Source organism: Massilia sp. CT11-137, from assembly GCF_047302885.1.
In the GTDB taxonomy this organism is placed as follows: Bacteria; Pseudomonadota; Gammaproteobacteria; order Burkholderiales; family Burkholderiaceae_D; genus Telluria; species Telluria orientalis.
The window spans coordinates 325202-349568 of the sequence record NZ_JBKYMP010000001.1; the positions used below are offsets into that span (position 1 = coordinate 325202).

A 24367-nucleotide genomic window follows, 5' to 3' on the forward strand; every position below is an offset into this window, starting at 1 on the left:
GCCGCGTAACGGGCAGGCCGGCATTGACGGCGGTTTGTGTTGGTCCGGGACCAACACATTGCCTGAGGCTGTTGGAAGATCAGTTCTTGCCGGACGATTTGGCCGCCACTTCGCGATACCGGGCTTCCGTCTCGGCCAAGCCTATGCGGGCCTGGACGAGCTGGGTCTGCATGCGTATGCGTTCCACCTCTTGCTGCATGCCTGAGAGTCCGGAGCCCTCTTGCGGTGCCCAGATCAAATCTCCGCCTTTGCCCGTGGCATTCCCGCGCGTGCACACGCGGCCATTCAACGTGGCCCCTTCGGAAAACTTCTGGTCCTGGTAAAAACAGTAGGATGGGTCGGCGGCCTTGGCGGGGCCGACGAAAACGGCCGCCAATGCGGCGGCCGTGATGAACATTGATTTCATTGCGCTCCTGTTCAGGTAACGCCGCGCCGGCTCGCACCGGCGCGGCACTTCAGGTTAGAACACGTAGGTGGCCTGCATGCGGAAGCTGCGGCCCGGATCGAACCAGGAACGGCCCATGTCGCCAGGGGTCTGCTGGTTGACCTGTTTCGTCACGGTACGGGTCAGGTTGCTGATGTTGAAGCTGCCCGAGAAGTGGTCGCTGAAGCGGTAGTTGATGCCCGCATCCCACTGGCCCACCGGCAGCTGCCACACCGGGATCCCGAAGCCCGCATCCTGCAGCGGGTTGCCCTTGTCGTCCACGTGCGCCGGATCGGCGCTGGTGCCGTTAGAGCCCTTGGCGCCATAGACACCCGTCGCCAGCAAGGTACGGTCACGCCAGGAATACGCCAGACGTGCCGACACCGGGCCGCGGTCGTACATGAAGGCCATGTTGAAGGCGCGCTTCGACATGTACGGCACCGGCAGATCCTTGTACGGGATGCCGTTGGTGTCGCAGCCATACAGCGCCGCAGATCCCTTCAGCTCGCCACCGGACGGGCAGAAATTCGACGGGTTCGGGTGGTACAGCTGCTGCTTGCCTTCGATATAGGTGAAGTTCGACGACACACCGAAACCCTTCGCCCAGTCCGGCAGGACATCGCTCACGCCGGGCACGTGATCGAGGTAGGTCATGCCGGCCAGCTCGATACCGCGCACGCGGGCCTTGGCCGCGTTGGCCGGACCGGTGATCGTGAACTCCATATCGTTGCCGGCGAGATCCTTATACGTCCTCGTATAGGATTCGTTCATGATGATGTCCTTGACCTGCTTGTAGAAGAATGCAGCGGTCAGGGATTGGCCCGGGCGCGGATACCATTCCAGCGTCAAGTCGACATTGTTCGACTTGAGCGGCTTCAGCTTCACGTTACCGTCGTTGGTGCCGGTGTACGAGATGGTGGTGATCTTCTTGCTGTCGTTGGGATCGTTGATCACGTTCTGCGACAGCGTGATGTACTCCTGCAACTGATCGAAACCGGGACGGTAGATGCCGCGCGACAGCGCCACGCGTGCCTGCAGCTTGTCCGTCAGGCTCGCCTTCAGGTTCAGGCTCGGAATCACGTCGACGTGGCTGGACTTGAGATCCATCGGGTCGCTGATCTCGCCGAAGCGCGGGACGTTCGGATTGGTGGTCTCGCCGTAGCTCGGCTTGAACACCGTGTAACCGTGGGCCACGGTGTTGGTCCGGACCACGCGTACGCCGGCGACGCCGTCCACCGGATATTTCCAGTTGTCGAAGCCGAAGCGCAGGTTGCCGTACAGGGCCTGGGTGCCTTCGCTGTGCCGGCTGACGTACTGCGGTTCGGTGCTGAAGCCAGGCGGGCGCCAATCGCTGCCGGCCGTCGAGCAATCGCTCGTCGCGCCCGTCAGCCTGTTGTCGTCCTCGCAGTTATAGCGCAGCGCGGTCAGCAAATTCTTGTACGCGGCCATGTCCCTGACCATCGACTGGGCGGGCACGACGAACGCCGGCGGTGCAGGCATCCTGCCGTTGAAGAAGTCGGGGAACGCGAACGTTTGGACGTTGCCCAGCGCTGCGTATTTCGGGTCGCTCAGGTAACCGAAGTTCGGGCGCTGCCAGTCCCAGCTTTCGAGGTGCGGGATTTGTCCTGGGACGTCGGTTTCCTTCACGCCCCATTCTTCGGCATAGGATTTCCAGCCCGAACCCGCATTCTTGTCCTTGCGCGAGGAACGTTCCGTGATGCGAACGCCAAAGCGGACGTCGCGCAGCACCGGATGGTCGAAGCTGTATTTGCCATCCAGTTTCCAGGCATACAGATCGGCCTTGGCACGGTTGAATTCAGGCTGCGAAATACCCCAGTAGTAGTTGCGGGGATCGGCCAGGAAGGCGATCGCCTTGTCGTTGAAATTGAATGCGGGCCGCGAACCGGAGACGTCCAGGCCTTCGCTCGGCAGGAACGTGCCGAGGTTGAGCATGCCGTAATTGCCGTTGTTGGTGGCGTGCACCCATTGCAGGTCGTTCTGGAACGACCAGCTTTCGTTGACGCGCCATTTGAAGTTCCATGCCAGCTCGCGCGTGCGGCCATGCACGTCACGGAAGTTCTGGGTGGTGTTCATGCCGAGACCGCCGTCCACGAACTGGTTCGCGCCCTTGCCGCCGATCGGATAGCTGAGGATGCCCGACTGGAACACGCCGGCGCTGTTGAACTTGGCGTCGGTATAGACGGTCTTGTACGGGTTTTCAGGGTTGACACCCATCGAGACATTCGCGTTGACCTGATGGAACGCGGAGTCGAAGTACGTCAACGACGATTCCAGGTTGTCCTTCTTCCACTGCAACGCGCCATAGAAGCCCACGCGGCGGGTATCTTCGTTGTTGCTACCCCAGTTGCCACCGGCCGGCACCCACGCGGTCTGGCCTGGGATGAGATCGCTCCTCGGGTAGTAGACGTTCTGGTCGATCGTGTCGTAGCGGAACTTGGTGCGATTGAACGACAAATCCACCAGCGCGCCGAATTCGCCCGCGCGGGTCTTCCACCGGTTCGAGTACAGACCCGAGAAGCCCGGCGATTTGGTCTTGCCCAGTTCGGCGTAATTGCCCGTGGTGGTCAGCGCGCCGTACTGGCCCGGCGCGTCGAACGGCAGCCGCGTGCGCAGGTTGATCTGGCCGCTGATGCCGCCTTCGATCAGGTCGGCGGACGGATTCTTGTAGACCTCCACGCCCGCCATCAGTTCCGGCGGCACGTCGCCCCAGCTCAGTTCGCGTCCAGGCCAGCCGGCCGAGAACGTTTCGCGGCCGTTCATCGTGGACGAACCCCAGGACAGGCCGCGCACCTGCACGCCCGAACCTTCCACGTTGAATTCCAGGCCGTTCGCGGCCAGGGAGGCGCCCTGGCGCGACTGGTTACGGTCCATCGTGACGCCCACCACGCGCTGCAGCACTTCGGTGATCGAGCGGTCCGGCAGCTTGCCGGCTTCGTCGGCCACGACCGCATCGACGATCTGGTCGGAATCGCGTTTGATCGCCGTCGCGGTCTCGAGCTGCTTGCGCTGGCCGGTCACCACGACGGTGGTGGTCGCGCTGTCGGTCGTCTGCGCCTGCGCGCTGCCGCACAGCATCGCGAACTGCGCCGCGGCCATCGCCAGCGCGGTCATCTTGATCGTCTTCCTGACGACCTTCGTCTCTTCTCTTGTCATTGGATGTCCTTTGTCTATGCCTTGGTTGCCACCGCCGTGCGGTGGCCATGAATGTCAGTCGAATGTCACTGGAAGTAGATCGGGCCGGTCAGCTTGAACTGGGTCTGGTACTTCGACGCTGCGTTTTTCACCTGCCCGTTCGGCTGTACCGCGGAGAACCGCATCTCGAGGACCGGGTAGTTCTGCACTTCGTTCATGATGTCCAGCCCGCTCAGGCCGCAGGTCTCGCTGAATGCGAACTGATCCTTGAGGCCGACGCTGTAGTTCGTGGCGGCGGCGGTCGGCTGGACGGTGGCTTTCAGGGCTACGTTGCAAGCCTTGCCGTCCTTCTGGTTGAAGTGACCGAGGAAGAGTTCGACGTTGAACTTGTTGTTGGCCGCGCCGAACCACTCGGGATTTTGCGCAAGGTTGAAATGCAGCGCCGACTGGATCTCGAGCTGCAGGCCTTTCGGCGCGGCGCCCGGCGTGGTGAGGGCGGTTTCCTTGACGCCGGCCCGGTACGTGCCGTCGGGCGACAGGAGATCGGCGTCCGCGAGGCCTTGGGCGAAGAACTGGAACGACGCGCGGCTATACCACCATGCGTCCGGCGGCGCATCGGACGTTGCCGTGAAGGTAAAGCTGTTGTTGGAAACAGCGCGATCGCAACTGTCGCACCACCATTGGTTACCGAAATGGCCAATGAGGCCTTCGTTGGTGTTGTCGGTGTCCTTGTAGCCGGTCAGGAAAGTCATCTTGGCCGGCAGTTCGGTGCCGATCGGAATGTCCTTCTGCATGAACTTCGCCATTGCCACCGACGTCGAATCTTTCCCCGTCACCAATGCCGGCAGATAGAAGTCATTACCCTCCTGCTCGGCGACGATGGTGCACATCCCGTTGGCGAGCTTGGTCATCGTCGTCCCGCTGACCGAGCACACGTCCGGCGTCTTGCTCGTGAATTTGGCCGGCAGGCCCGAGGTGAAGGTGGCGGACAACTGCACCGGCTTCGAATCGAGCGGTTGCCAGCCCGGGTTGGGGAACTTGGCGATCATCTGCGGGTTCTTGGGAACGACGAAGATCTGGCGCTGCGAGACCGGCGCATAGCCGTTGGAACCGGCCTGCGTGGCGGTCACCGAGCACTCGCCCAGTTTCAGCAGCGTCAGTTGATCCCCGCTGACGCTGCAAACGTCCGGCGTGTTCGACGTGAACGTCACGGCACCGCCGGAACTCGCCGTCGCCTTCAGCGTGGCCGTTGCGGAATTGGGCGGCACGCCGATCAACGCCTCGCCCGAGAACGGGAGCTGAAAACTGATGGTCTGCTCCGCGGCCCCGTCAGTGCCGCCGCCGCCGCCGCAGGCGCTCAGAAGTGCGATGCAGCCGAGTGCAATCGCAGAAACATGGAATTTCATCGCTTCTCTCCTCATGGTCGTGTTCCTCTATGTCGTATTGATGCGTTTTCATGAGCCCATGGCACCGTGCCGCGTGCTGACACGCGTTAGGCAAATGCTTCCGAAGGGATGCACTGGACTGGTAGTGGGACGGGAAGGCCCGGAAAGCGCGGTACAACAATCGCGCTTCTGTCGTTAATGTTCTTTATATATAACGGACATTCTCATGAGTTATGATGCCATTGGAAGACGCATGGCTACAATTACAATAACTTTTAAGTTAAGACATGAAATTCACCAGCCGTTGCTGTTAAGCCAATTAGACGCAGGAGACACGCACCGCTGATGTTGTTGATTAGCAACGTAGAACGACTGCGAACCTAAGCGCTGCCGCATGCTCTAACACCTGCTCCGGACATCGACCGGACGCAGGAGCGTGACCATGGCAGGCATCGTGCGCATCGACGACGAAGTGATCACGACGGATGACTTCATCCGTACGCTGAAGTTGAACGGACAGTTCGAAGGATTGGTCGAGCAGATGGTGCGCGACCGCCTCACGGCGCGCGCCGCGCGGCAGGCCGGCCTCGTGCTCGCGCCCGGGCAGGTCCAGGAGCGCGCCGATGCATTCCGCCGCGCGCTGGGCCTGCATCGCGCGGCGGACACCAACCACTATCTCGACGCGCTGGGCGTTTCGCTGGACGAGTTCGAGGCGTACATCACCGACAGCCTGTACCAGGAAAAGATGCTGGAGCAGGTGTGCAGCGAAGCGGCCGTCGCGCAGTATTTCAAGCTCAATTCGCCGCGCTTCGACAGCGTGGAAATCAGCCACGTCGTGCTCGATGCCGAAGGCGCCGCGCGGGAGATGCTGTCCGTGCTGCAGGAGGAACCGGAGGCGTTCGCCGAGATGGCGCGCGAACACTCCATCGACGAGGGCACGCGCGAGCAGGGCGGCGTCATCGGCAAGGTGTTGCGCGGCTCGCTCAAGGGCGACATCGAGGCGCGCGTGTTCAATGCGCGTGAGGGCGAACTGCTCGGGCCGTTTCCATCCCCCGATGGCGCATGCTGGGAAATTTTTTGCGTCAACGCGAAACACCCGGCCTCGCTCGATGCCGACACGGCCGCCGAGGTGCGCCGCCTGCTGCGCGAAGCGTGGCTGGTGGCGCGCGCGCAGGAGCACGTGATCGAAGCGTGTCCGACGCGCTGAGCCCGGCTGTCATCATGGAAACGCCGTCCAGAGCGCCGCCGTCTACGGATTTCCTGGCATCCGTGGAGATCCTGTCGCCGCTCGGGCGCGAGGCGCTGGAACAGCTGGCGGACGCGGTGCAGGTGCGCCATTACGCGTTCGGCCAGACGATCTGCAAGGCGGGCGACCCGGCCGAGGGGCTGTATGTGGTGAAATCCGGTTCCGTGCGCGTGTTCTCCGAAGAGCACGGCAAGGAGCTCAGCATCGGCGTCCGTAAAACGGGCGAGACGTTCGGCGACATCGCCATGCTGCGCGACGCCCACCATGAATTGTCGGCACGTGCATCGCTCAAGACGGAGCTGTGGCTGATCCCGCGCGCGGCGATCGAGCCCGTGCTGGCGCGCAATCCGCAGGCCCTCGATTTCGTCACGAGCTATGTCGCGATCGGTTCCGCCGGCGGCCTCGTGGCGCGCCTGTTCGATTTGCGCGGCAAGGTCGGCAAGGAAGAACTGGAAGAGATGGTGCGCAGCGTGGGCGTCAAGCGCGTCCCGGCCGGCAAGGAAATCCTCAGGCAGGACGGGCGCGACGACCGCCGCCTGTACGTGCTGCGCCAGGGACAAGTGAAACTGGTCTACCACGACGGCGCCGACGAATTGACGTTGGCCACCTTGCAGGCGGGCGACATGTTCGGCGAGAAGGCGTGTTTGATGCGGCAGGAACAGATGGCATCGGCCGTGGCGGTATCTGCCGCCACCCTGCTCGTCATCCCCGAAAAGACGGCACACATGATCCTCGAGCGCAACGCTGGCCTGCGCGAAGTGCTGGAAGACCGCATCCGCTTCGTCGAACGGGAGCTGGAGCGGCAAAAGAAGCTGGCCGAACGCCGCAAGCGGCCGCTGCGGCTCGACCTCGCCGAGCCCGAGTCCGGCGAGCGCGTGATCCGCCGCTTCGCCCTGGTGGAGCAGGCCGAGGAGATGGATTGCGGCGCGGCCTGCCTTGCCATGCTATGCCGCCACTACGGCCTGCAGATTACGCTCGGCAAGCTGCGCGAACTGGCCAACGTCACCACGCAGGGCGCGACCCTGGACAGCCTCGCGCGCGCGGGCGAGACGCTCGGCTTCTCGGCGCGCGGCGTGCAGTGCACCTTCGATGCGCTGCAGGGGTTCGAGCTGCCCTTCATCGTGCACTGGGAGGGCTACCACTACGTGATCGTGTACGGCATCTCGCCGCGCACCATCTGGGTCGCCGATCCGGCGGTGGGCTTCCGCAAGATGTCCGTCGAGGCGTTCGAGCGGGGCTGGAGCGGCACCTGCCTCGTCTTCACGCCCGGCCAGGACATGGCGGCGCAGGCCGCCCTTCGCTCGCCGTGGCTGCGCTTCGTGGGCTATTTGCGGCCGTATCGCAAGATATTGCTGCACCTGTTCCTGGCCACGTTCGTGATCCAGATGCTGGGCATCGTGCCGCCCCTGATCATCCAGAACATCCTCGACGGCGTGATCGTGCACCAGAACGTCAGCCTCCTGCATCTCCTGATTGCCGGGCTCGTCATTTCAAGTGTGTTCTCGCAGCTGATGGCGACCGTGCGCGCCTACCTTGCCAACTACATGGTGCGCAATCTCGACTTTTCGATGATGGCCGGGTTTTTCAAGCACACGATGTCGCTGCCGTTCTCGTTCTTCGCCAAGCGCAAGACGGGCGACATCGTCGCGCGCTTCCAGGAAAACCAGACGATCCGGGCCTTCCTCACCGAATCCACCGTCACGACGTTGCTGAACCTCTTGATGGTGTTCATCTATTTTTCCATCCTGTTCGTCTACAACGTCAAGCTGACCCTGCTGCTGATTGCATTCGTCATCCCGATCATGGCGCTGACGATCCTGACGACGCCGCACATCAAGCAGTACGCGCGCGACGTCTTCAACGCCTCCACCGATGCGCACGCCTTCCTGATGGAGGCGCTGGGCGGCGTGGAGACGATCAAGGGCATGGGCAGCGAGCGTCCCGTGCGCCTGAAGTGGGAAAAGAAGTACGTGAAGGCGCTCGACACGCAGTACCGCGCGCAGCAATTCAACATCCTCGTCGGCCTCGCGAGCCAGTTGCTCAATGCGGGCACGACGATCGCGATCCTGTGGGCCGGTGCCAGCCTCGTCCTCGACCACGAGCTGACGATCGGCCAGCTGATCGCCTTCAACGCCCTGATGGGCAGTGTGCTGGCGCCGCTGATGGGGCTGGTAGCGCTGTGGAGCCGGCTGGCGGACGCGGGTGTCGCCATGGAACGCCTCGGCGATGTGCTCGACATCGAACCGGAACAAAAGCCCGGCGAGGCGGCCAGCCGCGTCGTGCTGCCCGACCTGCGCGGCGACGTCAAACTCGAGAACGTGTACTTCCGCTATGGCGGCAACGACACGGCCTATGTGCTGGAAAACATCAGCATCGACATCCGCCGCGGAGAACTGGTCGCCATCGTCGGCCGCAGCGGCTCGGGCAAGACGACGCTGGCGAAACTGCTGGTCGGCTTTTATGCGCCCACGGACGGCAAGATCCTCGTCGACGGCTACGACATGAGCGCGATCGACAAGGATTATTACCGCGCCCAGGTCGGCTACGTCATGCAGAGCAATCTGCTGTTCTCCGGCACCATCGCCGAAAACATCGCGAGCGGCGACGAGAGTCCGGACCGGCGCCGCATCGAGCAGGTCGCGAAGATGGCCGATGCGCACGCCTTCATCAGCAAGATGCCGCTCGGGTACGAGCAGGTGGTGGGCGAGCGCGGCGTCGGGCTGTCCGGTGGCCAGGTGCAGCGCTTATGCATCGCCCGCGCGCTGTACCAGGATCCGCGCCTGCTCGTGTTCGACGAGGCGACGTCGGCACTCGATACGCAGTCCGAAAGCAACATCATCGCGAACATGCACGAGATCCTCGCCGGACGCACGGCCGTGATCATCGCGCACCGTCTCAGCACGATCATGCGGGCGGATAAAATCGTCGTGCTGTACGAGGGCGGCATCGTCGAGCAAGGCCGGCACGACGAGCTGCTGGCGGGGCGCGGCATGTATTACGAGCTCGTGCAGAGGCAATTGGCTGCGGCTTGATTATCATGAAACTGTTCAACCAGGATCTGCCGCAGGGCGCATCGTCGATGTCGTACGCGGGCTTGCTGGAGCGCCTGGAAATCCTGCGCTCGACCCTGCGCTGGGCCAGCCGCCTGGACCGGCCCGACATTGAAAAGCTGCTGCGCCAGGCGAATGCCGTGCGCGACGAGGTCATGCAACTGTCGCACACGGAGCGTTTCATACAAGCAGTCGGCAGTCAGGCGGCGCCGGAGCAGATCCCGGGCGAACGCCGCCAGGCCCTGCTCGCGCGCAGCTTCGTGTTCGAAGGCACGTTCGGCGACAACCCACGCCTGCTGGACGCGCTCGAGATCGCGGAAAAGGCGGCGCCGACCGACCTGCCGGTCCTCGTCGACGGCGAAAGCGGTACGGGCAAGGAATTGATGGCCAAGGTGATCCATGCGAACGGCGCGCGCGCCGACAAAGCGTATATCTCCGTCAACTGCGGCGCCATTCCCGAGAGCCTGATCGAATCGGAACTGTTCGGCCACAAGCGCGGCGCCTTCACCGGCGCGGCGACGGACCGCAAGGGCAAGTTCGAAAGCGCGCACAAAGGCACGATCTTCCTGGACGAGATCGGCGAGTTGCCGCTGCAGGGACAAGTGAAATTGCTGCGCGTGCTGCAGTCGCACGAGATCCAGCGCGTCGGCTCGGACGAGACGATCGCCATCGACGCCCGCATCGTCGCGGCCACCAACAAGAACCTCCGCCAGCTGATCGAACAGGGCCAGTTCCGCGAAGACCTGTTTTATCGGCTCAGCGTGATCCACGTGACCTTGCCGCCGCTGCGCGAGCGCAAGGACGAGATCCCGCTGCTGCTGGCCTATTACGGCGACGAGGCGGCCGAAGCGCTGAAGAGGCGGCCGGTCGCGCTGACGCCGGTCTTGCGCGCCTTCCTGCTCGACTACACCTACCCCGGCAACATCCGCGAATTGCGCAACCTGATGTACCGCCTGGCCTGCCTGGCCGGAGACATGGCGGACATCGCGCACCTGCCCGAGGACATCCGCCCCGTTGCGCCTGCCCGGATCGAGACGGCCTCACTGGACCCGCCGGCCTCGCTGGCCGAAGCCAAGCGCGCGGCCAGCGACGAAGCCGAGCGCGCCTGCCTGGAACGCGGCCTGAAGGACGTCGGCGGCACCGTGGCCGAACTGGCGCGGCGCTGGGACATGAACCGCTCCCACCTGCAGATCCTGCTGAAGAAGCACGGCCTGCATTCGAAGGATTTTCGGCGGCATTAGCCGCGGATCACAAGGAGGGATTGAGAACGGTCTGGTCGGCCTCGACGTCGTCCGCTCGCACGACGATGACGGAGATGTTGTCGCGTCCGCCCCCTTCCAGCGCGAGCCGGACGAGCGTATCGGCCGCCTGCGCGCAGTCGCCGCCGGCCAGCGCGCCGAACATCGCCTCCGGACTGACCGCATTGCTCAGGCCATCGCTGCAGAGCAGGAAGATGTCGCCGTCGCTCACTTGCACCTGCACTTCGTCCAGCTCCAGCGTCGTGGCCGCACCGAGCGCCCGCGTGATCATGGTCGCGCCCGGGTAGGCCGATGCGTCGGCGGGAGACAGGTGGTTCCGCGCTTGCAGTTCCTCGAACTGGTTGTGATCGCGTGTGAGCTGGTGCAGGCTGCCGCCGCGGCATAGATAGATGCGGCTGTCGCCGGCCCAGACGCAGACGGCGGTGCGGCCGGATGCCAGCAGCAGGACGAGCGTCGTGCCGATGACGGGCACGTTGCGTGCGGCGGCCTCCGCCACCAGCAAGCCGTTCACTTCGAGCAGGCAGACGCGCGCGGCGGCGACGGCCTGCTGCAGCGCGTCTTCCGGCGGCAGCGCGTCCAGCGCCTCCACCGTCATCCGGCTCGCGATTTCGCCGAACGCATGACCGCCCATGCCGTCGGCGACGGCCCATAATCGCCGCGCCGGCCGGTCCAGCACGGCATCCTCGTTATTCGTGCGCACCAGTCCCGTGTCGGTGCGCGCCGCCGAGATCCAGCGGAGTTGCAGCGTCTCGCCCATCAGACGTGTCCGTTGTTGGTACTCCGTTCATCCACGCCGACGGTCACCACCGAGTTCGGCGCCGAATTGCTCACGCTGACCGTCTGGAACTGGTTGATCATCTGGTCCGCGTAATTGTTGATCTGGTAAAAATTGATGACAGGTGAAGCGCGTAACTGCTCGGGCAGATAAGCCTGGATCCAGCCGAAGCACCACGCCGCGCCGTCGCCGCCGCGGACACGCGCCATCGCGCGCGCGTCGAGGGTGCGCTCGACGCGAAGGTCATCGATCCTGATGTGCGCCATGTGGGCCTCCTGATTGAAAGACAGCGGCTGGTCGTTTTGGTTCATCGGTTTGGCGGGAACCGTATCAGGTTCCCGCCCTCCCGGGTCAGATCACCGCGATGTTGTTCTGGCCGAACTGGCTCGTGTTGTTGTTCGCGGTCACGCCGTTGACGAAGGCCGATCCGTTCGCAGTCGCGTTGACGACGTTCTGGAACTGGGTCAGGTTCTGCGTCGCGTCCACCGTCGTACCGTAGGTCGGCGACGGCGAGGGCAGCGGGTACCAGGACGTCTGGCTCATGTTGTAGCCACCGCGTACGGCGGCCATGGCGCCGTGGTCGAGTTCGGCGGTGACGGACAGGTCTTTGATGATCAGGGTTTTCATGATGATGCTCCTCAAAAAATTACAGCGGGACGACAGCGTTATTGGTAGCAAATTGCAGTGGGTTCAAGGTCACGGCGGGGGCCGTGAAGCCGTCGCCGATCACACTGTTGTTGAGCACGTTGACCTTGATGTCCTGGACCTGGGCGATGCGCTGGTCGAGGTTCAGGTTGACGTTCACGTTCGGCCCGAAGGCCTGGCCTCCGCGGATCGCGGACATGGCATGCGTGTCCAGTGCGCGGGTGCGGGTGAGGTCCTGGATGACGATCGACGACATGGTGTTCTCCTTAGATGACCAGCAGGTTGTTCTGGCCGAATTGCGACGTGTTGTTGTTCGCCGTGACGCCGTTCACGAAGGCCGAGCCGTCGGCCGTCTCGTTGAGCACGCTCTGGATCTGGGCCAGGTTCTGCGTCGCGTTGACGGTTTTCGAATACGTCGGCGACGGCATCGGGTACAGCGAGTACGACGGGCTGCTCATGCCATGGCCACCGCGCACGCTTGCCATTTGCTTGTGATCCAGTTCGCAGCTCTGGGCCAGGTCGTTGATGATCAGGGTTTGCATGACGTTCTCCTTACAGGACGGCGATGTTGTTCTGGCCGAATTGATCGGTGTTGTTGGTGGCGCTGACGCCGGAAATGAAGGCCGCGCCGTTGGCGGTTAGGTTCTTCACGTCCTGGAACTGCATCAGGTTCTGGTTCGCCTTGATGGACGAGTCGTACGACGGGCTGTACATGGTCGACCAGGGCGTGGACGTGGCGCCGTGGCCGCCGCGGATGGCGGTCATGTCGCTGTGGCTCAGTTCGCAGGTGGCGGCGAGGTCTTTGATGATCAGGGTTTTCATGTTGATTCTCCTTGCGTCAGTGATTTGGTTGGAAGAGCGTTTGATTTGCGCTCACCAGGGTATGAGCAGAATGCGTGCCAGCCCAAAAAGCCCGTAAAAACACGCTGTCTGGCTGTTTGGAAGGAGAATCTGGCGGGCACGGACCAACACCGCGCCGTATCTGTTGGATCCAACCGAACACCGAACTTGAAGGTACAAAAAAACCGCCCGGCTGGCGGGCCGGGCGGCATGGTGATCGTACTAAACGGTTTATATGGTTTATCTGGAAGGCGGCTTGCCCGGCTTCGCCTTCGTGCGGAAGTCGACGATCCGCTGCGGTTGCGCGGTCCGCAGCACACCCGTGTGCGCGCGCGCGCGCGAGCCGCCCGAGATCGCCCGCATTGCCTTGCGGTCCAGGTCCGTGTTGTCGGACAAGTCCTTGATGGTGATGGTTGCCATGTCGTTCTCCTGAATGGGAATGCCGGCCCGGCCATCGCGAAATGACCGGGCCGGCATGAGTGACAGATTAAATTCGCGTTGGTTCCGCTCAGTGATCCATTTAATGAGCAACCACCGCGTTGTTCTGGCCGAACTGGCTCGTGTTGTTGTGTACGGTGACGCCGTCGATGAAGGCCGAGCCGTTCGCGGTCGCGTTCGTCACGTTCTGGAATTGCTGCAGGTTCTGGTCGACGTCGACGGTCGAGTTGTAGCTCGGGAAGTAGACCGGCATCGGGGACAGCCCATGCGACGGTTGCTGCATCTTGCCGTGACCGCCACGCACGTGCGCCATCGCGCCGCGGTCCAGTTCGCAGGTGAGTGCCAGGTCTTTGATCGACAGAGTGTTCATCGTGTTTCTCCTTGAGTGGATTGGGTTGGTTGGCGAGCCGCTTTCGTCGTGCTCACCCTACTCTTTGCGAGAACCGTGCCAACACTTTTTTGCGCCCATTCGCGGCGTTTTATCGGGTATCCGGTGGGTTCGGTCCAACACTGGCAGTGACGCCGTTTGGCCGGGAACAACACGTCGTCTGTGCGGTGAATTTGCACACGGCGCACCTGTCAGAGGAAGACATGGACAACCTCGCCGATACCCTTCGCCAGTTCCAGAGCGGCACCCTCGGGCAAGCCGAGTTGTTCGCGCGCGTCGACCGCCTGCTGGCCAGTACGCCCGAGAGCGTATCGAGCCTGCTCAAGACCCTCAACGACGCGCATCGCCGCGCGCCGCTGCCGGCCGAGGTCTATGGCGAAGTCGAGCGCCGCATCGCGCAGGCGATCGAGGCACGCCAGCGCCAGCGCGTCGGCGACGAAGAAACCTATGTCCAGACCAAGCCCCTGCAACCGCCGACGCAGCCCGCGGGCATCGCCGGCCCGCCGGGCGCGGCGGTCGAGCGCATGAAAGGCGTCGGCGACACGCTCAACGGCCGCTTCGTGCTCGAGGAATGTGTCGGCTTCGGCGGCATGGGCACCGTCTACAAGGCGCTCGACCTGCGCAAGCTGGAAGCGTCGGACCGCCATCCCTATATCGCGATCAAGGTGCTGAACGTACAGTTCCAGGGGCACCCCAAATCGCTGATCGCCCTGCAGCGGGAAGCGCGCAAGGCGCAGACGCTGGCCCATCCGAACATCGTGGCCGTGTACGACTTCGACCGCGATGGGCCGATGGTCTACATCACGATGGAATACCTGCAGGGCAAGTCGCTCAGCCAGATGCTGCGCGCGCCCGACTTCCACGTCCTGCCGTTCGACGAGGCGATGAAGATCGTGAGCGGCATGGGCCGGGCACTCGCCTATGCGCACGAGCGCGGCTTCGTCCATTGCGACTTCAAGCCGGCCAACGTGATCCTGACGGAGACCGGCGGCGTCAAGGTCATCGACTTCGGCATCGCGCGCGTGTTCCAGAAGGCGGAAGAGGACTCGGACGTGACCGTCTTCGATCCCGGCAGCCTCGGCGCCCTGACGCCCGCCTATGCGAGCCCCGAGATGCTGGAAAACCGCGAGCCCGATCCGCGCGACGACATCTATGCGCTCGGCTGCATCACGTATGAATTGCTGACGGGGCGCCACCCGTTCAACCGGCTGTCTGCCCTCCAGGCGCGCGATGCGGGCCTGCGTCCGCAGCGGCCGCCCGGACTCGGCCACAGGCAATGGCGCGCGCTGCGCAATGCGCTCGCGTTGCGGCGCGAGCTCCGCACGCCCACCGTCAACGGTTATTTGAAGGAGATCGGTGCACGCGACGCGCGGCGCCGGCAGCCGCTGCTGATCGGGGCGGGAACCGCGCTGGCCGCCGCGGCCGCCGCACTGGTCGTGTTCGTCGCGCTGCGCCTGCTGTTGCCGCGGCATGGCACCGCGCCGGCCGCGCAGGGACCGCCCGCGTCCGTCGCCGCCACGCCGCCGCCCGCGAACTCGCCACCCCCTGCGCCTGCGCCTGCGCCTGCGCCGCCGCCGACCCTGGCGGCCGTCTCCACCGTGCTGGCCGGCGTGCCGTGCTCGGCGCTCGTGCCCGCCATCGATGGGCGTGTCGTGAGCGTGCAGGGCTATCTCGCGCACAGCGTGGGTCCGGCGCGCCTCAAGACGATGCTGGCGGCTCTGCCGGGCGTGACGCGGGTCGAGCTGACCCTGCACGACGTCGACGATGCGAAATGCCCGTTGATGCACGTCCTCGGCCGCTACTGGGCCGCGTCCCGCGCGGCCGGTGTGTCGCTCCGCCTGAACCCGGGCAGCGGCCGGGGCGGCAACCTGGCGGCAGGCGATACGCTGATGGTCGACGTGGCCACGCCGGACTACCAGTCGTACGTGTCGGTCGATTATTTCGTCCTGGACGGCAACGTCGTCCACTTGCTGCCCAATGCGGCCGCGCGCGAAAACCTGGCGCCGCCGCGCTACACCGCCACCATCGGCAGCCTCGGCAACTGGGTGATCGGTCCGCCGTTCGGCACCGAGATGCTCGTGCTGGTGACCACGTCCGTGCCGCTGTTCGACGGGCTGCGTCCGGATGCGGAACCGGGATCGGCGTATCTGCGCGCCCTGGACGAGCGCCTCGCCGCGATCGCCGGGGCACATGGCGCGATCGCCGTCGACTTTTTGCAGATCACGACGCACGCGCGCCGCTAGCCGTCAATCGAGCGACCGCGCAACCCGGAATCCGTTCTGCGACTGGCGCACGCTGGCGTCGTATTTGAAACGCGTGGTGGACAGCATGTAGCTGCCGTTTTCGCGCCATGAACCGCCACGGATGACGCGCGCCTGGCAGTTGCCGTCGACCCAGGCGCTGCCGTCGGCGGGGGCCCCCTTGTACGTGCTGTGCCAGCAATCCTGCACCCATTCCCACACGCTGCCGTTCATGTCGCTCAGGCCGAACGGATTGGCGGGGAAGCTGCCGACCGGCGGCGGGCGCTCCTCGCTCCAGGGCATGCCGCAGCCTTCGCAACTCGAATTCCCGCCTTTCATCTCTTGCCCCCACCAGTAGCGGGTCGTGGTGCCGCCGCGCGCCGCGTATTCCCACTCGGCCTCGGTCGGCAGGCGGTACGGCTTCCCGCTCACCGTGCCCAGCCATTTGAGGTACAGCTGCGCCTCGTCCCAGCTGACGTCGCGCATCGGCAGGTTCTCGGGCACGTTGCCCAGCGACGGCATCGCCGGACACACGCTGGCCCGGACGCACTGGTTCCACTGCCCCACCGTGACTTCGTACTTGCCGATCGCGAACGGCGTGTGCAGCGCCACCTTGTGCGCGGGACGCTCGGACGGGTCGCTGCTGTTGTTGCCCATCATGAACGGCCGCGGCGACAGCGCGACCATCACCGGGCAGACGTCGCAATCCTTCATCGTGGCAACGGAACCGGCCGGTCCCGCTGCGGGCGCCTCTTCACGGCCGCCGTCGACGGGTGCCGGCACCGGGCGTATCTTGTTGTCGGGCGGCCGGGTTGGCTGCGATTGCGGCGGCGGCTTCGGCGCGGTCTTCGTCTGCGTCTGGGTGCCTGCGGGCTTGCTCCCGGCCGGCTTCGCAGGCGCGGGCGCGGGCGCCTGCGGCGGGGCCGCCTTCAGCTGCTGGATGCGCGTGCGCGCCAGGCTGGCGAAGCGTCCCTTCGGATAGGCCTGCAGGTACGCCTCGTAGTCGCCCACCTGCTTGCTGTCCTTGACGGAATTCCAGAACGCCAGCTCGAACTGCTCGGCGCTGTTCTTGGGCAGGACGCCCGCCACCTGGAACGTCGTGGGCAACCCATGCGCGCGCACGGGCGCGGCGGCCGCCAGCGCCATCAGGCTGCACAGGATCAAGAGCCTCATCCACACAGGCCGCCTCCGCAAGTGTCAGGAAACCGCTTAGACCACTGGCCGCCGCGATTGTGCCGGCCGCACGTTTGTTCTGGCACAGGTGCCATGCATCCCGGTTGGCGGATGCTGCCGGAACAGCGGCCCGCACGGCGGGCGGGAGAGGACGATGCGCAAAACAATTGTCTTGATACTGAGTGCGGTGGTCTTGCAGGCCGTGCCCGTGCTCGCACGCACGCCGTCGCCCGAGAACGCGCTGGTGTATTTCATCTGGCCCGGCGACGGCACGGTCGTCCGCCACGCCTTCTGGGTGCGGATGGGCTTGCGCAACATGGGCGTCGCGCCCAAGGGCACGGATATCGCGAAGACGGGCCACCACCACCTGCTGATCGACACCGACCTGCCCGAGAACATGGACCAGGCCGTGCCGAACGACCGCAACCACCTGCACTTCGGCGCCGGCGAAACGGAGGCGAGAATAGAACTGCCGCCGGGTTCGCATACGCTGCAGCTGCTGTTGGCCGACAAGGATCATATTCCGCACGATCCGCCGGTCTACTCGAAAAAGATCACGGTCACGGTCAAGTGAAACAGGAGCCCCCATGCGCATACGACTGGCAGCCGCCCTTCTCGCCGCCGCCGTTTCAGTTCTTGCCGCCGAGCCGACGCCGGCGCCGCCCAACGCCTACCTGTACATCGGCTGGCCCAACGACGGCCAGGTGGTCGCATCCGGCAAGCCGATCCGCGTCTGGTTCGGCCTGCGCAACATGGGCGTGGCGCCGAAAGGCGTGAAATTTCCGAATACGGGGCACCACCACCTGCTGATCGACACGGACGCGCCGGCGCCGGGCGTCGAGATTCCGAACGACCGCAACCACCTGCACTTCGGCGCCGGAGAAACGGAGACGACGATCGAACTGCCGCCCGGCAGGCACACGCTGCAGCTCGTCATGGGCGACGACCAGCACGTCACGTTCGACCCTTCTGTCCAATCCAAAAAAATCACGATCACCGTCAAATGAGGCGCGAACTGTAGCGCGGCGTCACTGTCTTACAGGTCTCAAGGCGAGGACGACATGGCGATCGAACCGGCACCGGAACCCTATGCGGCACCGCCCGTGGAAGGCGGCGTCAGCGCATATCTCGAGCTGCTGGGCGGGCGCGACGTCCGGCCGCGGCTGTTTCCGCTGCACGACGAGGTCGTGATCGGACGCGATCGCCAGGACGCGCTCGCGTCCGACCAGTTCATCTGCATCCCGCTGCACACGATCAGCCGCCGCCACGCGCGCGTGCGGAGGCGCGGGGAGACCTGGTCGGTCGAGGACCTGCACTCGTCGAACGGCACGTTCGTCAATGGCCAGCGGCTGCAACCCGGGTCGTGGCACGTGCTGGGCGACGGCGACGAACTGGCGCTCGCCTCCACCCAGCTCGTGTTCCGCTCGCTGGTCGCACCCGGCGCGGCCAGCATGCCGACGGTGATCAGGAAGTCGGTCGACGCCACCCAGTACGTGCCGGCGGCCGGCCCGCGCGATGCGCCTCGCGGCGAGCTCGAGAAATCGGTGCTGAAACTGCATGCGATGGCCCAGGTCAGCATCGCGCTGGGCGCCGTCACCGACCGCGCGACCTTGACGGAAAAGATCATGAATTTCATCTTCGACCTGTTCCCGCTGGCCGAGCGCGCGTTCATCCTGCTGCGTCAGAACGAACGCGACCCGCCCGTGCCGGTGGCGGCGCGGCGGCGCAACGGCATGGTCGAGGATCCGGGGCAGGCGCGCCTGTCGCACACGATCGTCGACGAGGTGCTGGGCAGGAAGCGCGCGATCCTGTCCGTCGATACCCTGGCCGACCGCCACTTCGCCGCGCAGGATTCGATCGTCGCCCAGGCGATCCGCAGCGTCATGTGCGCGCCGCTGATCGTGGGCGAGGAAGTGCTGGGGCTGATCCAGGTCGACAGCTCGTCCGACCCGCGCGCGTTCCAGGAGGCCGATCTCGAACTGCTGACGGGCGTGTGCGCGGAAACGGCCGTCGCACTCAAGAATTTCCAGCTGTATTCCGACATCGAACGCCTGCTCGACGGCTTTGTGCGCGCGTCCGTGCAGGCGATCGAGGAGCGCGATCCCGTCACGGCCGGCCACTCGTTCCGCGTGGCGAGCTATGCCGAGCGCCTCGCCATGGCGCTCGACCGCGCGCAGGATCCGGACGTGCGCCGTATTGCCTTTACGCGCGAACAGTTGCGCGAGATCCGCTATGCCGCGCTGTTGCACGACTTCGGCAAGGTCGGCGTGCGCGAGCACGTGCTGCGCAAGGAGAAAAAGCTGCACCATGCCGACATGCGCCTGCTGGAGCAGCGCTTCCTGTACGCACGCGCCTGCCTGGAGCGCCAGGCCTATCACACGCTCGCGCAGCGCCACATCGACGAGGGCTGGAGCGCGGCGACGTTCCGGGCCGAAAAGGAGTCCGCCGATGCGCGCCTGGCCGAGGAAGCGGCCCGGCTCGACGGCTTCCTCGCCACGATCCGCAGCGCCAACGAGCCCGCCATCTCGCGCAGCAGCACCCTGCCCGATTTGCGCGACATCGTCCACTACGGCTGCCACGACCCGGACGGCCAGCCGCTCGCGCTGCTGGAAGACCACGAGGTGGCGGCGCTGAGCCTGGCGAAAGGCTGCCTGACGGCGGACGAGCGGCGCCAGATCGAGGAACACGTGGTGGATTCGTATTCGTTCCTCGTCCTGATCCCGTGGACGAGAGACCTGGCCGGCGTGCCCGCGATCGCGCACGGCCACCACGAGAAGCTGGACGGGTCCGGCTATCCGTCGGGCCTGCGCGGGCCGCAGATCAGCATCCAGACGCGCATCCTGACGATCTGCGACATCTACGATGCACTCACGGCCGGTGACCGGCCGTACAAGAAGGCCGTGCCCGTGGAACAGGCGCTGGACCTGATGCACGAGGAGTGCGACGCGGGGCATATCGATGCGCGCCTGTTCCAGGTGTTCGTCGACGCCCGAGCATGGATGGCGCCATGACCGGCCGTCTCCTTTGCCTGGCTGCCGCCCTGCTGCTTGCCGCCTGCGCGGACGTCGGCATGCGCCCGTACGCGCGGCCGTCCGTGCCGGCGAAGACGGCGTGGGCGAACTCGGCCAGCTTGCCGCTGTCCAAGACGGAGCTGATCGTGCCGGACTGGTGGCACGAATTCCGCGATCCCTACCTCGACCAGCTCGTCAGCCGCGCGCTCGCCGGCAATGTCGACCTGGCCGTGCTCGCCGCGCGCATCGGCGTGGCCAACGCGCAGATCGGAGAGGCGCGGGCCGGCGCGCTGCCCACGCTCGACGCGGGTGCGGGTGCGAGCTTCCAGAAGGTCACGGGTCAACCGTTCACGAAGCAGTTCAACCTGGCCACGCAGACCAACTGGGACATCGATATCTGGGGCAAGGTCGAAAAGGGCGTGCAGGCGCAGAAGGCCGAGTTTTCCGCCACCGAGGCCGACTGGCGCGCGGGTTATCTGAAGCTCGTGTCGGACGTGTCGACGACGTATTTCCAGATCCTGCAATTCGACGAACAGATCGACCAGCAGCGCCAGACGCAGGCCCGCAACCGCGACATCCTCGCCACGTACCAGGCGATGGAGCAGAACGGCCTCATCCCGCACACGCGTGTGCTGCAGCAATCGGCCGAGGTCAACCGCCTGAGTACGGAGCTGATCGAATTACAGCGCCTGCGCGCACTGGCCGGCAATGCGCTGGCGACCTTGATCGGCGTACCGGCCGGCGACTTCCAGATGCCTGCCGGCCGCCTGCAGGAGCGGGTGCGCGTGCCCGAGGTGCCGGGCGGCCTGCCGTCGCAATTATTGAAACGCCGGCCCGACGTCGTCGCGGCCGAATACCGCGTGCTGGAAGCGTACGACCTGACGGGGCAGGCCAAGCTGGCGCAACTGCCGTCGATCAGCCTGACGGGGCGGGGTGGCACGTCCAGCTTCGCGCTGTCGACCTTGCTGAAATCGTTCACGTTCGGGCTGCTGCCCAGCATTAATTTCCCGATTCTCGACCCGGGCGTGAAGGCGCGCGTGCGCACGAGCGAGGCGCAGACGAAGGTGGCGGAGCAGGCGTATCGCCAGACCGTCATGGCCGCGTTCGAAGACGTGGAAAATGCGCTCGTCAACCTGGAGGCGCACAAGAAGCAGCGGGGAGAACTGCAGCAGCAGGTCGACCAGTTGCGGCTCGTTGCCAGCACGACGGATGCGCAGCGCAAGGAGGGCGTGGCGTCGCAGCTGGAAGTGTTCGAGACCGAGCGCACCCTGCTCGGGGCCCAGCTGGCGCTGCTCGCCAACCGGCAGCAGATCCTGTCCGATACGGTGACGCTGTACAAGGCGCTGGGCGGCGGCTGGCCGCCCGTGGAGGTGGCCGATGCGGCGCAGCATTGAAAGACGCTCCGATGGTGCCTGACGAAGTCCTGGTCGGCAAGATGCAGGCACCGCCTATTCAAATCGTCGGCATCGTGCTCGAACCGCTGAACCATCCCGAGCTCGGTCCGCTCGCCATCGACGACGGCCTGTTCGCCATCGGCCGCACCGAGCCGCCGTTCGCCGCGTATCCGCCCGAGATCGTGGCCGATTTGTCGCGCCGCCATGCGCGCGTCTTCGTCGAGGGTGGCGACGCGTATATCGCCGACCTGGGCAGCAAGAACGGCACCACCGTCAACGGCGTGGCCGTGCGGCACGGCATCGTGCGGCTGCACGACGGCGACGAGGTCGGCCTGGCGCGCGTGCTCGCGTACCGGGTGCGGCTGCAGGCGTCTACGCCGGCAGCGGCGCCGGCCGACCGGCTCGCGAGCCTTACGCTGGAACCGGAGCGTGCCGACCTGGGACTGGAAGCCATCGTCATCACCAGTTTTCCCTTCCTGATCAGCAAGGTGGACGATACGTTCGCGCGCTACAAGGAGAAGGAGCCGCACCAGGTCGGCTATCTGTCGCGCCGTCACGCGCACATCTTCCTCAAGGCGGGCGTGCCGTACGTGGAAGACCTGGGCAGCACGAACGGTACCTTCATCGGCGCGGTGCGGCTCGACGAGCACGCCCATGCGCTGGAGGAGGGCGACGTGCTCGCGTTCGGCGGTCATCACTTCGTCTACCGCGTGCGCCTGCAATGGGAACAGGCCGGGCCCGAGCCGACGGTCACGCGGGTGTCGTTGCCGCCGGCGGCCTCCCCCGCAGCGATGGATGCGGACCACACGACGTTCGTCGCGTCGGCCGGCTCCTTCCTCGACATCTTTTGCGCCGACGAGCTGCCCGGCGCGCAGGAAGACGAGGTGAACCCCGCCGCCGTGGAACCGGCGCACGGCAAGAGCGACATGCGGCGCGGCAAGGCGGCCCTGATGACGGCCGCCCTGCTGGATGCAATGGGCGCCGCCGGCGACGCCGACGCCGCGCGCCTGCGCCGCTGGCTGATGACATTGAGCGCGCTGGTGATCGCTGTCCTCCTCCTGTTCCAGCTGGCCGGCGCGCCGGAGCGGGCGTTGCAGGGCCTCGTCGACCGCGGCGATTTCGCGACCGCGGCCCGCCTCGCCGACGACCGCCTCGCGCGCGACCCGGACAATGCGGACGTGAAGGCGCTGGGCACGGAAGCCCTGCTGAAAGCGGAACTGCCGCAGTGGATGGCGGACCTGAAGGCGCGCCGCTTCGACCGCGCCATCCAGGCCGAGGCACGCATGCGGCGCCTGAGTACCCATAACGCGGATGCGCGGCCGCTCGCGGCGGAAATCGCCTGGGTCGGCGACGTGGAACGGTTCGTCCATGCGCGCGGCGGCGCGGCGGCCCCCGTGCGCGACGCGGCCGACGGTGCGCGCCTCAGCCGGATGGTGCGCCAGTGGCAGGACGAGCAGCCGGCGCACCAGCGCGCGTTCGCGACGATCTCGGCGTACGTCCCGGCCTTCCGCGACACGTATGCGCAGGTGGCCAGCGACCTGCGCAAGCTGGCCCTGACAGGAGGCGGCGATGGCAACGAGTGACAAACCCCTGCGCCCGCTGATCGGCGCGCTGGAAGACCACAGCGACGAGGGCATCGGCATCCTGACGGCCACGCCGGCGCGCTTCACGCACCTGGCCATCTACGTGATGGTGGCGCTGGTGCTGGTCGGCCTGGCGTGGTCGTTCTTCGGCCGCGCGGATGTGCTCGTGATGGCGCCGGGCACGCTGGTACCGGCATCCGAGGTGCGCCGCCTGTATGCGCCCATCGACGGCGAACTGGCCAACATCTATATCGCCGAGGGACAGCCGGTGCTCAAGGGAGACGTGGTGGCGCGGCTGTACGCCCGCGGCGCCATCGAGGCGGCGCGCAACGCGCTGGAGGCGCGCCTGAAACTGGAAGACGCGGAACGCGAATGGAAGGAATTCCCGCAAAAGAAAGCTTTATTGGACGAGCGGGTGGCCGCGCTCAAGGAAGCGATGGACACGGAGGAACGCCAGCACGAGCGCCGCCAGGCCGAGGGCACGAGCCGCCTCGCCGCCGGCCAGCGCGCGCAGGCGCAGGAAGCGCGCACGAATCTGGAGGACGCGCGCCGTGCACGGGATGCGGCGCGCGACGAAGCGGCCAAGTACGAGCGCCTGTTCGCGCTGCCGGGCGGCGGCGGGGTCTCGCAACTGCAGGTGGAGGGCAAGAAGAATGCGCTGCAGGCGGCCGAGAACGCGGTGCGCGTGGCGGAATCGCGCGCGAGCGAGCTCTCGGCGCGCCAGAGCCTGGAAACCACCGAGGCCCGCTCGCAGCTGGAGACGAGCGGCCAGCAGCTCGCGAGCCTGCGCCTGCAGTACGAAGCGGCGACGCGCGAGGCGACCAACGTCGAGGAAAAGCTGCGGCTGCAGGTGCAGACGGCGCGCCTGGTGGCGGATGCGGCATCGCGCATCCAGTTCGAGAACATCGACAAGGACAATTTCCTGCGCATCCTTGCGCCCGTGGACGGCGTGATCACGGAGGTGACGTCCACGCAGCCCGGCGACAAGATCCAGGCGAACACCCCGCTGGGCGGCATCGTGCCGAAGAACACGCGGCCCCTGCTGAAGATCGAGATCCCCGAACAGGACCGCGCCTTCCTGCGCGAGGGCTTGCCGGTGCAGGTGAAATTCAACGCTTTTCCCTACCAGCGCTACGGCATCATCGACGGCACCTTGCAGACCATCGCGCCCGCGACCCGGGCCTCGCCGCAGACGCGGCTGCCCGTGTACGAAGGCCGCGTCGCCCTCGAGCGCGATCACTACACCGTGGGCGACACGTCGTACCCGCTGCGCTACGGCATGACGGCGAACGCGGAAATCGTCGTGCGCAAGCGCCGTCTCATCGACCTGGCCTTCGACCCGTTCCGCCAGCTCGGCGGGTGA

At 65.6% G+C, this 24367-nt stretch carries 22 protein-coding genes; 10 read left to right on the plus strand and 12 right to left on the minus strand.

Annotated features, from left to right (window positions below; all coding sequences use genetic code 11):
- Positions 1 to 79 precede the first annotated feature (79 nt).
- From ACEN98_RS01500 to ACEN98_RS01510, 3 genes are all read right to left on the minus strand, one after another.
- A complete protein-coding gene (locus ACEN98_RS01500; protein WP_413380857.1) occupies positions 80 to 406 on the minus strand; it encodes a DUF1496 domain-containing protein in 327 nt (108 codons plus the stop codon).
- Between the two features lie 54 nt (positions 407 to 460).
- Positions 461 to 3598, minus strand: coding sequence for a TonB-dependent receptor (locus tag ACEN98_RS01505; protein WP_413380859.1), 3138 nt, complete (start codon positions 3596 to 3598; stop codon positions 461 to 463).
- 65 nt (positions 3599 to 3663) lie between these two features.
- On the minus strand, positions 3664 to 4983 hold the full coding sequence (locus ACEN98_RS01510; protein ID WP_413380861.1) for a hypothetical protein: 1320 nt from the start codon (positions 4981 to 4983) through the stop codon (positions 3664 to 3666).
- Between the two features lie 421 nt (positions 4984 to 5404).
- Between ACEN98_RS01510 and ACEN98_RS01515 the strand changes: the two genes are divergently transcribed.
- From ACEN98_RS01515 to ACEN98_RS01525, 3 genes are read left to right on the plus strand one after another with little or no spacing between them, the layout of a single operon-like run.
- Positions 5405 to 6169: a peptidylprolyl isomerase gene (locus ACEN98_RS01515; protein ID WP_413380863.1), complete on the plus strand. Its 765-nt coding sequence runs from the start codon at positions 5405 to 5407 to the stop codon at positions 6167 to 6169.
- A 14-nt stretch (positions 6170 to 6183) separates the two neighbouring features.
- A complete protein-coding gene (locus ACEN98_RS01520; RefSeq protein WP_413385934.1) occupies positions 6184 to 9240 on the plus strand; it encodes a peptidase domain-containing ABC transporter in 3057 nt (1018 codons plus the stop codon).
- A 5-nt stretch (positions 9241 to 9245) separates the two neighbouring features.
- On the plus strand, positions 9246 to 10499 hold the full coding sequence (locus ACEN98_RS01525; protein ID WP_413380865.1) for a sigma-54 interaction domain-containing protein: 1254 nt from the start codon (positions 9246 to 9248) through the stop codon (positions 10497 to 10499).
- Between the two features lie 7 nt (positions 10500 to 10506).
- Here ACEN98_RS01525 and ACEN98_RS01530 read toward each other — a convergent pair whose 3' ends face one another.
- The 8 genes from ACEN98_RS01530 to ACEN98_RS01565 all read right to left on the minus strand — a co-directional run bounded on the left by ACEN98_RS01530 (position 10507) and on the right by ACEN98_RS01565 (position 13585).
- Positions 10507 to 11274: a PP2C family protein-serine/threonine phosphatase gene (locus ACEN98_RS01530; protein WP_413380867.1), complete on the minus strand. Its 768-nt coding sequence runs from the start codon at positions 11272 to 11274 to the stop codon at positions 10507 to 10509.
- Positions 11274 to 11558, minus strand: coding sequence for a hypothetical protein (locus tag ACEN98_RS01535; protein ID WP_160407403.1), 285 nt, complete (start codon positions 11556 to 11558; stop codon positions 11274 to 11276). Before ACEN98_RS01535 ends, ACEN98_RS01530 begins: the two co-directional genes overlap by 1 nt.
- 85 nt (positions 11559 to 11643) lie before the next feature.
- Complete coding sequence (locus tag ACEN98_RS01540; RefSeq protein ID WP_056133721.1) at positions 11644 to 11919, minus strand: hypothetical protein; 276 nt, start codon at positions 11917 to 11919, stop codon at positions 11644 to 11646.
- A 19-nt stretch (positions 11920 to 11938) separates the two neighbouring features.
- Complete coding sequence (locus tag ACEN98_RS01545) at positions 11939 to 12193, minus strand: hypothetical protein (RefSeq protein ID WP_036237151.1); 255 nt, start codon at positions 12191 to 12193, stop codon at positions 11939 to 11941.
- A 10-nt stretch (positions 12194 to 12203) separates the two neighbouring features.
- The gene (locus ACEN98_RS01550; RefSeq protein WP_056133718.1) at positions 12204 to 12479 is read right to left on the minus strand and encodes a hypothetical protein; all 276 of its coding nucleotides are present in this window, start codon (positions 12477 to 12479) and stop codon (positions 12204 to 12206) included.
- 10 nt (positions 12480 to 12489) lie between these two features.
- Complete coding sequence (locus tag ACEN98_RS01555; RefSeq protein WP_413380869.1) at positions 12490 to 12759, minus strand: hypothetical protein; 270 nt, start codon at positions 12757 to 12759, stop codon at positions 12490 to 12492.
- Positions 12760 to 13017: 258 nt separating this feature from the next.
- Complete coding sequence (locus ACEN98_RS01560) at positions 13018 to 13197, minus strand: hypothetical protein (protein ID WP_413380871.1); 180 nt, start codon at positions 13195 to 13197, stop codon at positions 13018 to 13020.
- Positions 13198 to 13297: 100 nt separating this feature from the next.
- Positions 13298 to 13585: a hypothetical protein gene (locus tag ACEN98_RS01565; RefSeq protein WP_056133709.1), complete on the minus strand. Its 288-nt coding sequence runs from the start codon at positions 13583 to 13585 to the stop codon at positions 13298 to 13300.
- Between the two features lie 221 nt (positions 13586 to 13806).
- On the opposite strand from ACEN98_RS01565, the gene ACEN98_RS01570 reads away from it, so the two are divergent.
- Positions 13807 to 15846 carry a protein kinase domain-containing protein gene (locus ACEN98_RS01570; RefSeq protein WP_413380873.1) on the plus strand — a complete coding sequence of 680 codons (2040 nt, stop codon included), beginning with the start codon at positions 13807 to 13809 and terminating at the stop codon, positions 15844 to 15846.
- Between the two features lie 3 nt (positions 15847 to 15849).
- Here the strand turns inward: ACEN98_RS01570 and ACEN98_RS01575 are convergent, their stop codons facing one another.
- Positions 15850 to 17016, minus strand: coding sequence for a formylglycine-generating enzyme family protein (locus tag ACEN98_RS01575; RefSeq protein ID WP_413380875.1), 1167 nt, complete (start codon positions 17014 to 17016; stop codon positions 15850 to 15852).
- A 154-nt stretch (positions 17017 to 17170) separates the two neighbouring features.
- On the opposite strand from ACEN98_RS01575, the gene ACEN98_RS01580 reads away from it, so the two are divergent.
- Genes ACEN98_RS01580 through ACEN98_RS01605 form a run of 6 tightly spaced genes read left to right on the plus strand, consistent with a single transcriptional unit; the run spans position 17171 to position 24367 of the window.
- Positions 17171 to 17590: a DUF4399 domain-containing protein gene (locus ACEN98_RS01580; RefSeq protein WP_413380877.1), complete on the plus strand. Its 420-nt coding sequence runs from the start codon at positions 17171 to 17173 to the stop codon at positions 17588 to 17590.
- 13 nt (positions 17591 to 17603) lie between these two features.
- Positions 17604 to 18023, plus strand: coding sequence for a DUF4399 domain-containing protein (locus ACEN98_RS01585; protein ID WP_413380879.1), 420 nt, complete (start codon positions 17604 to 17606; stop codon positions 18021 to 18023).
- Positions 18024 to 18077: 54 nt separating this feature from the next.
- Positions 18078 to 20027, plus strand: a complete 1950-nt coding sequence (locus ACEN98_RS01590; RefSeq protein WP_413380881.1) for an HD domain-containing phosphohydrolase — start codon at positions 18078 to 18080, stop codon at positions 20025 to 20027.
- A complete protein-coding gene (locus ACEN98_RS01595) occupies positions 20024 to 21421 on the plus strand; it encodes an efflux transporter outer membrane subunit (RefSeq protein ID WP_413380883.1) in 1398 nt (465 codons plus the stop codon). Before ACEN98_RS01590 ends, ACEN98_RS01595 begins: the two co-directional genes overlap by 4 nt.
- 11 nt (positions 21422 to 21432) lie before the next feature.
- Entirely contained in the window at positions 21433 to 23004 is a 1572-nt protein-coding gene (locus ACEN98_RS01600) for an FHA domain-containing protein (protein ID WP_413380885.1), read from the plus strand.
- Positions 22991 to 24367 (plus strand): HlyD family efflux transporter periplasmic adaptor subunit, encoded by a 1377-nt coding sequence (locus ACEN98_RS01605; RefSeq protein WP_413380887.1) that lies wholly within the window; start codon positions 22991 to 22993, stop codon positions 24365 to 24367. Before ACEN98_RS01600 ends, ACEN98_RS01605 begins: the two co-directional genes overlap by 14 nt.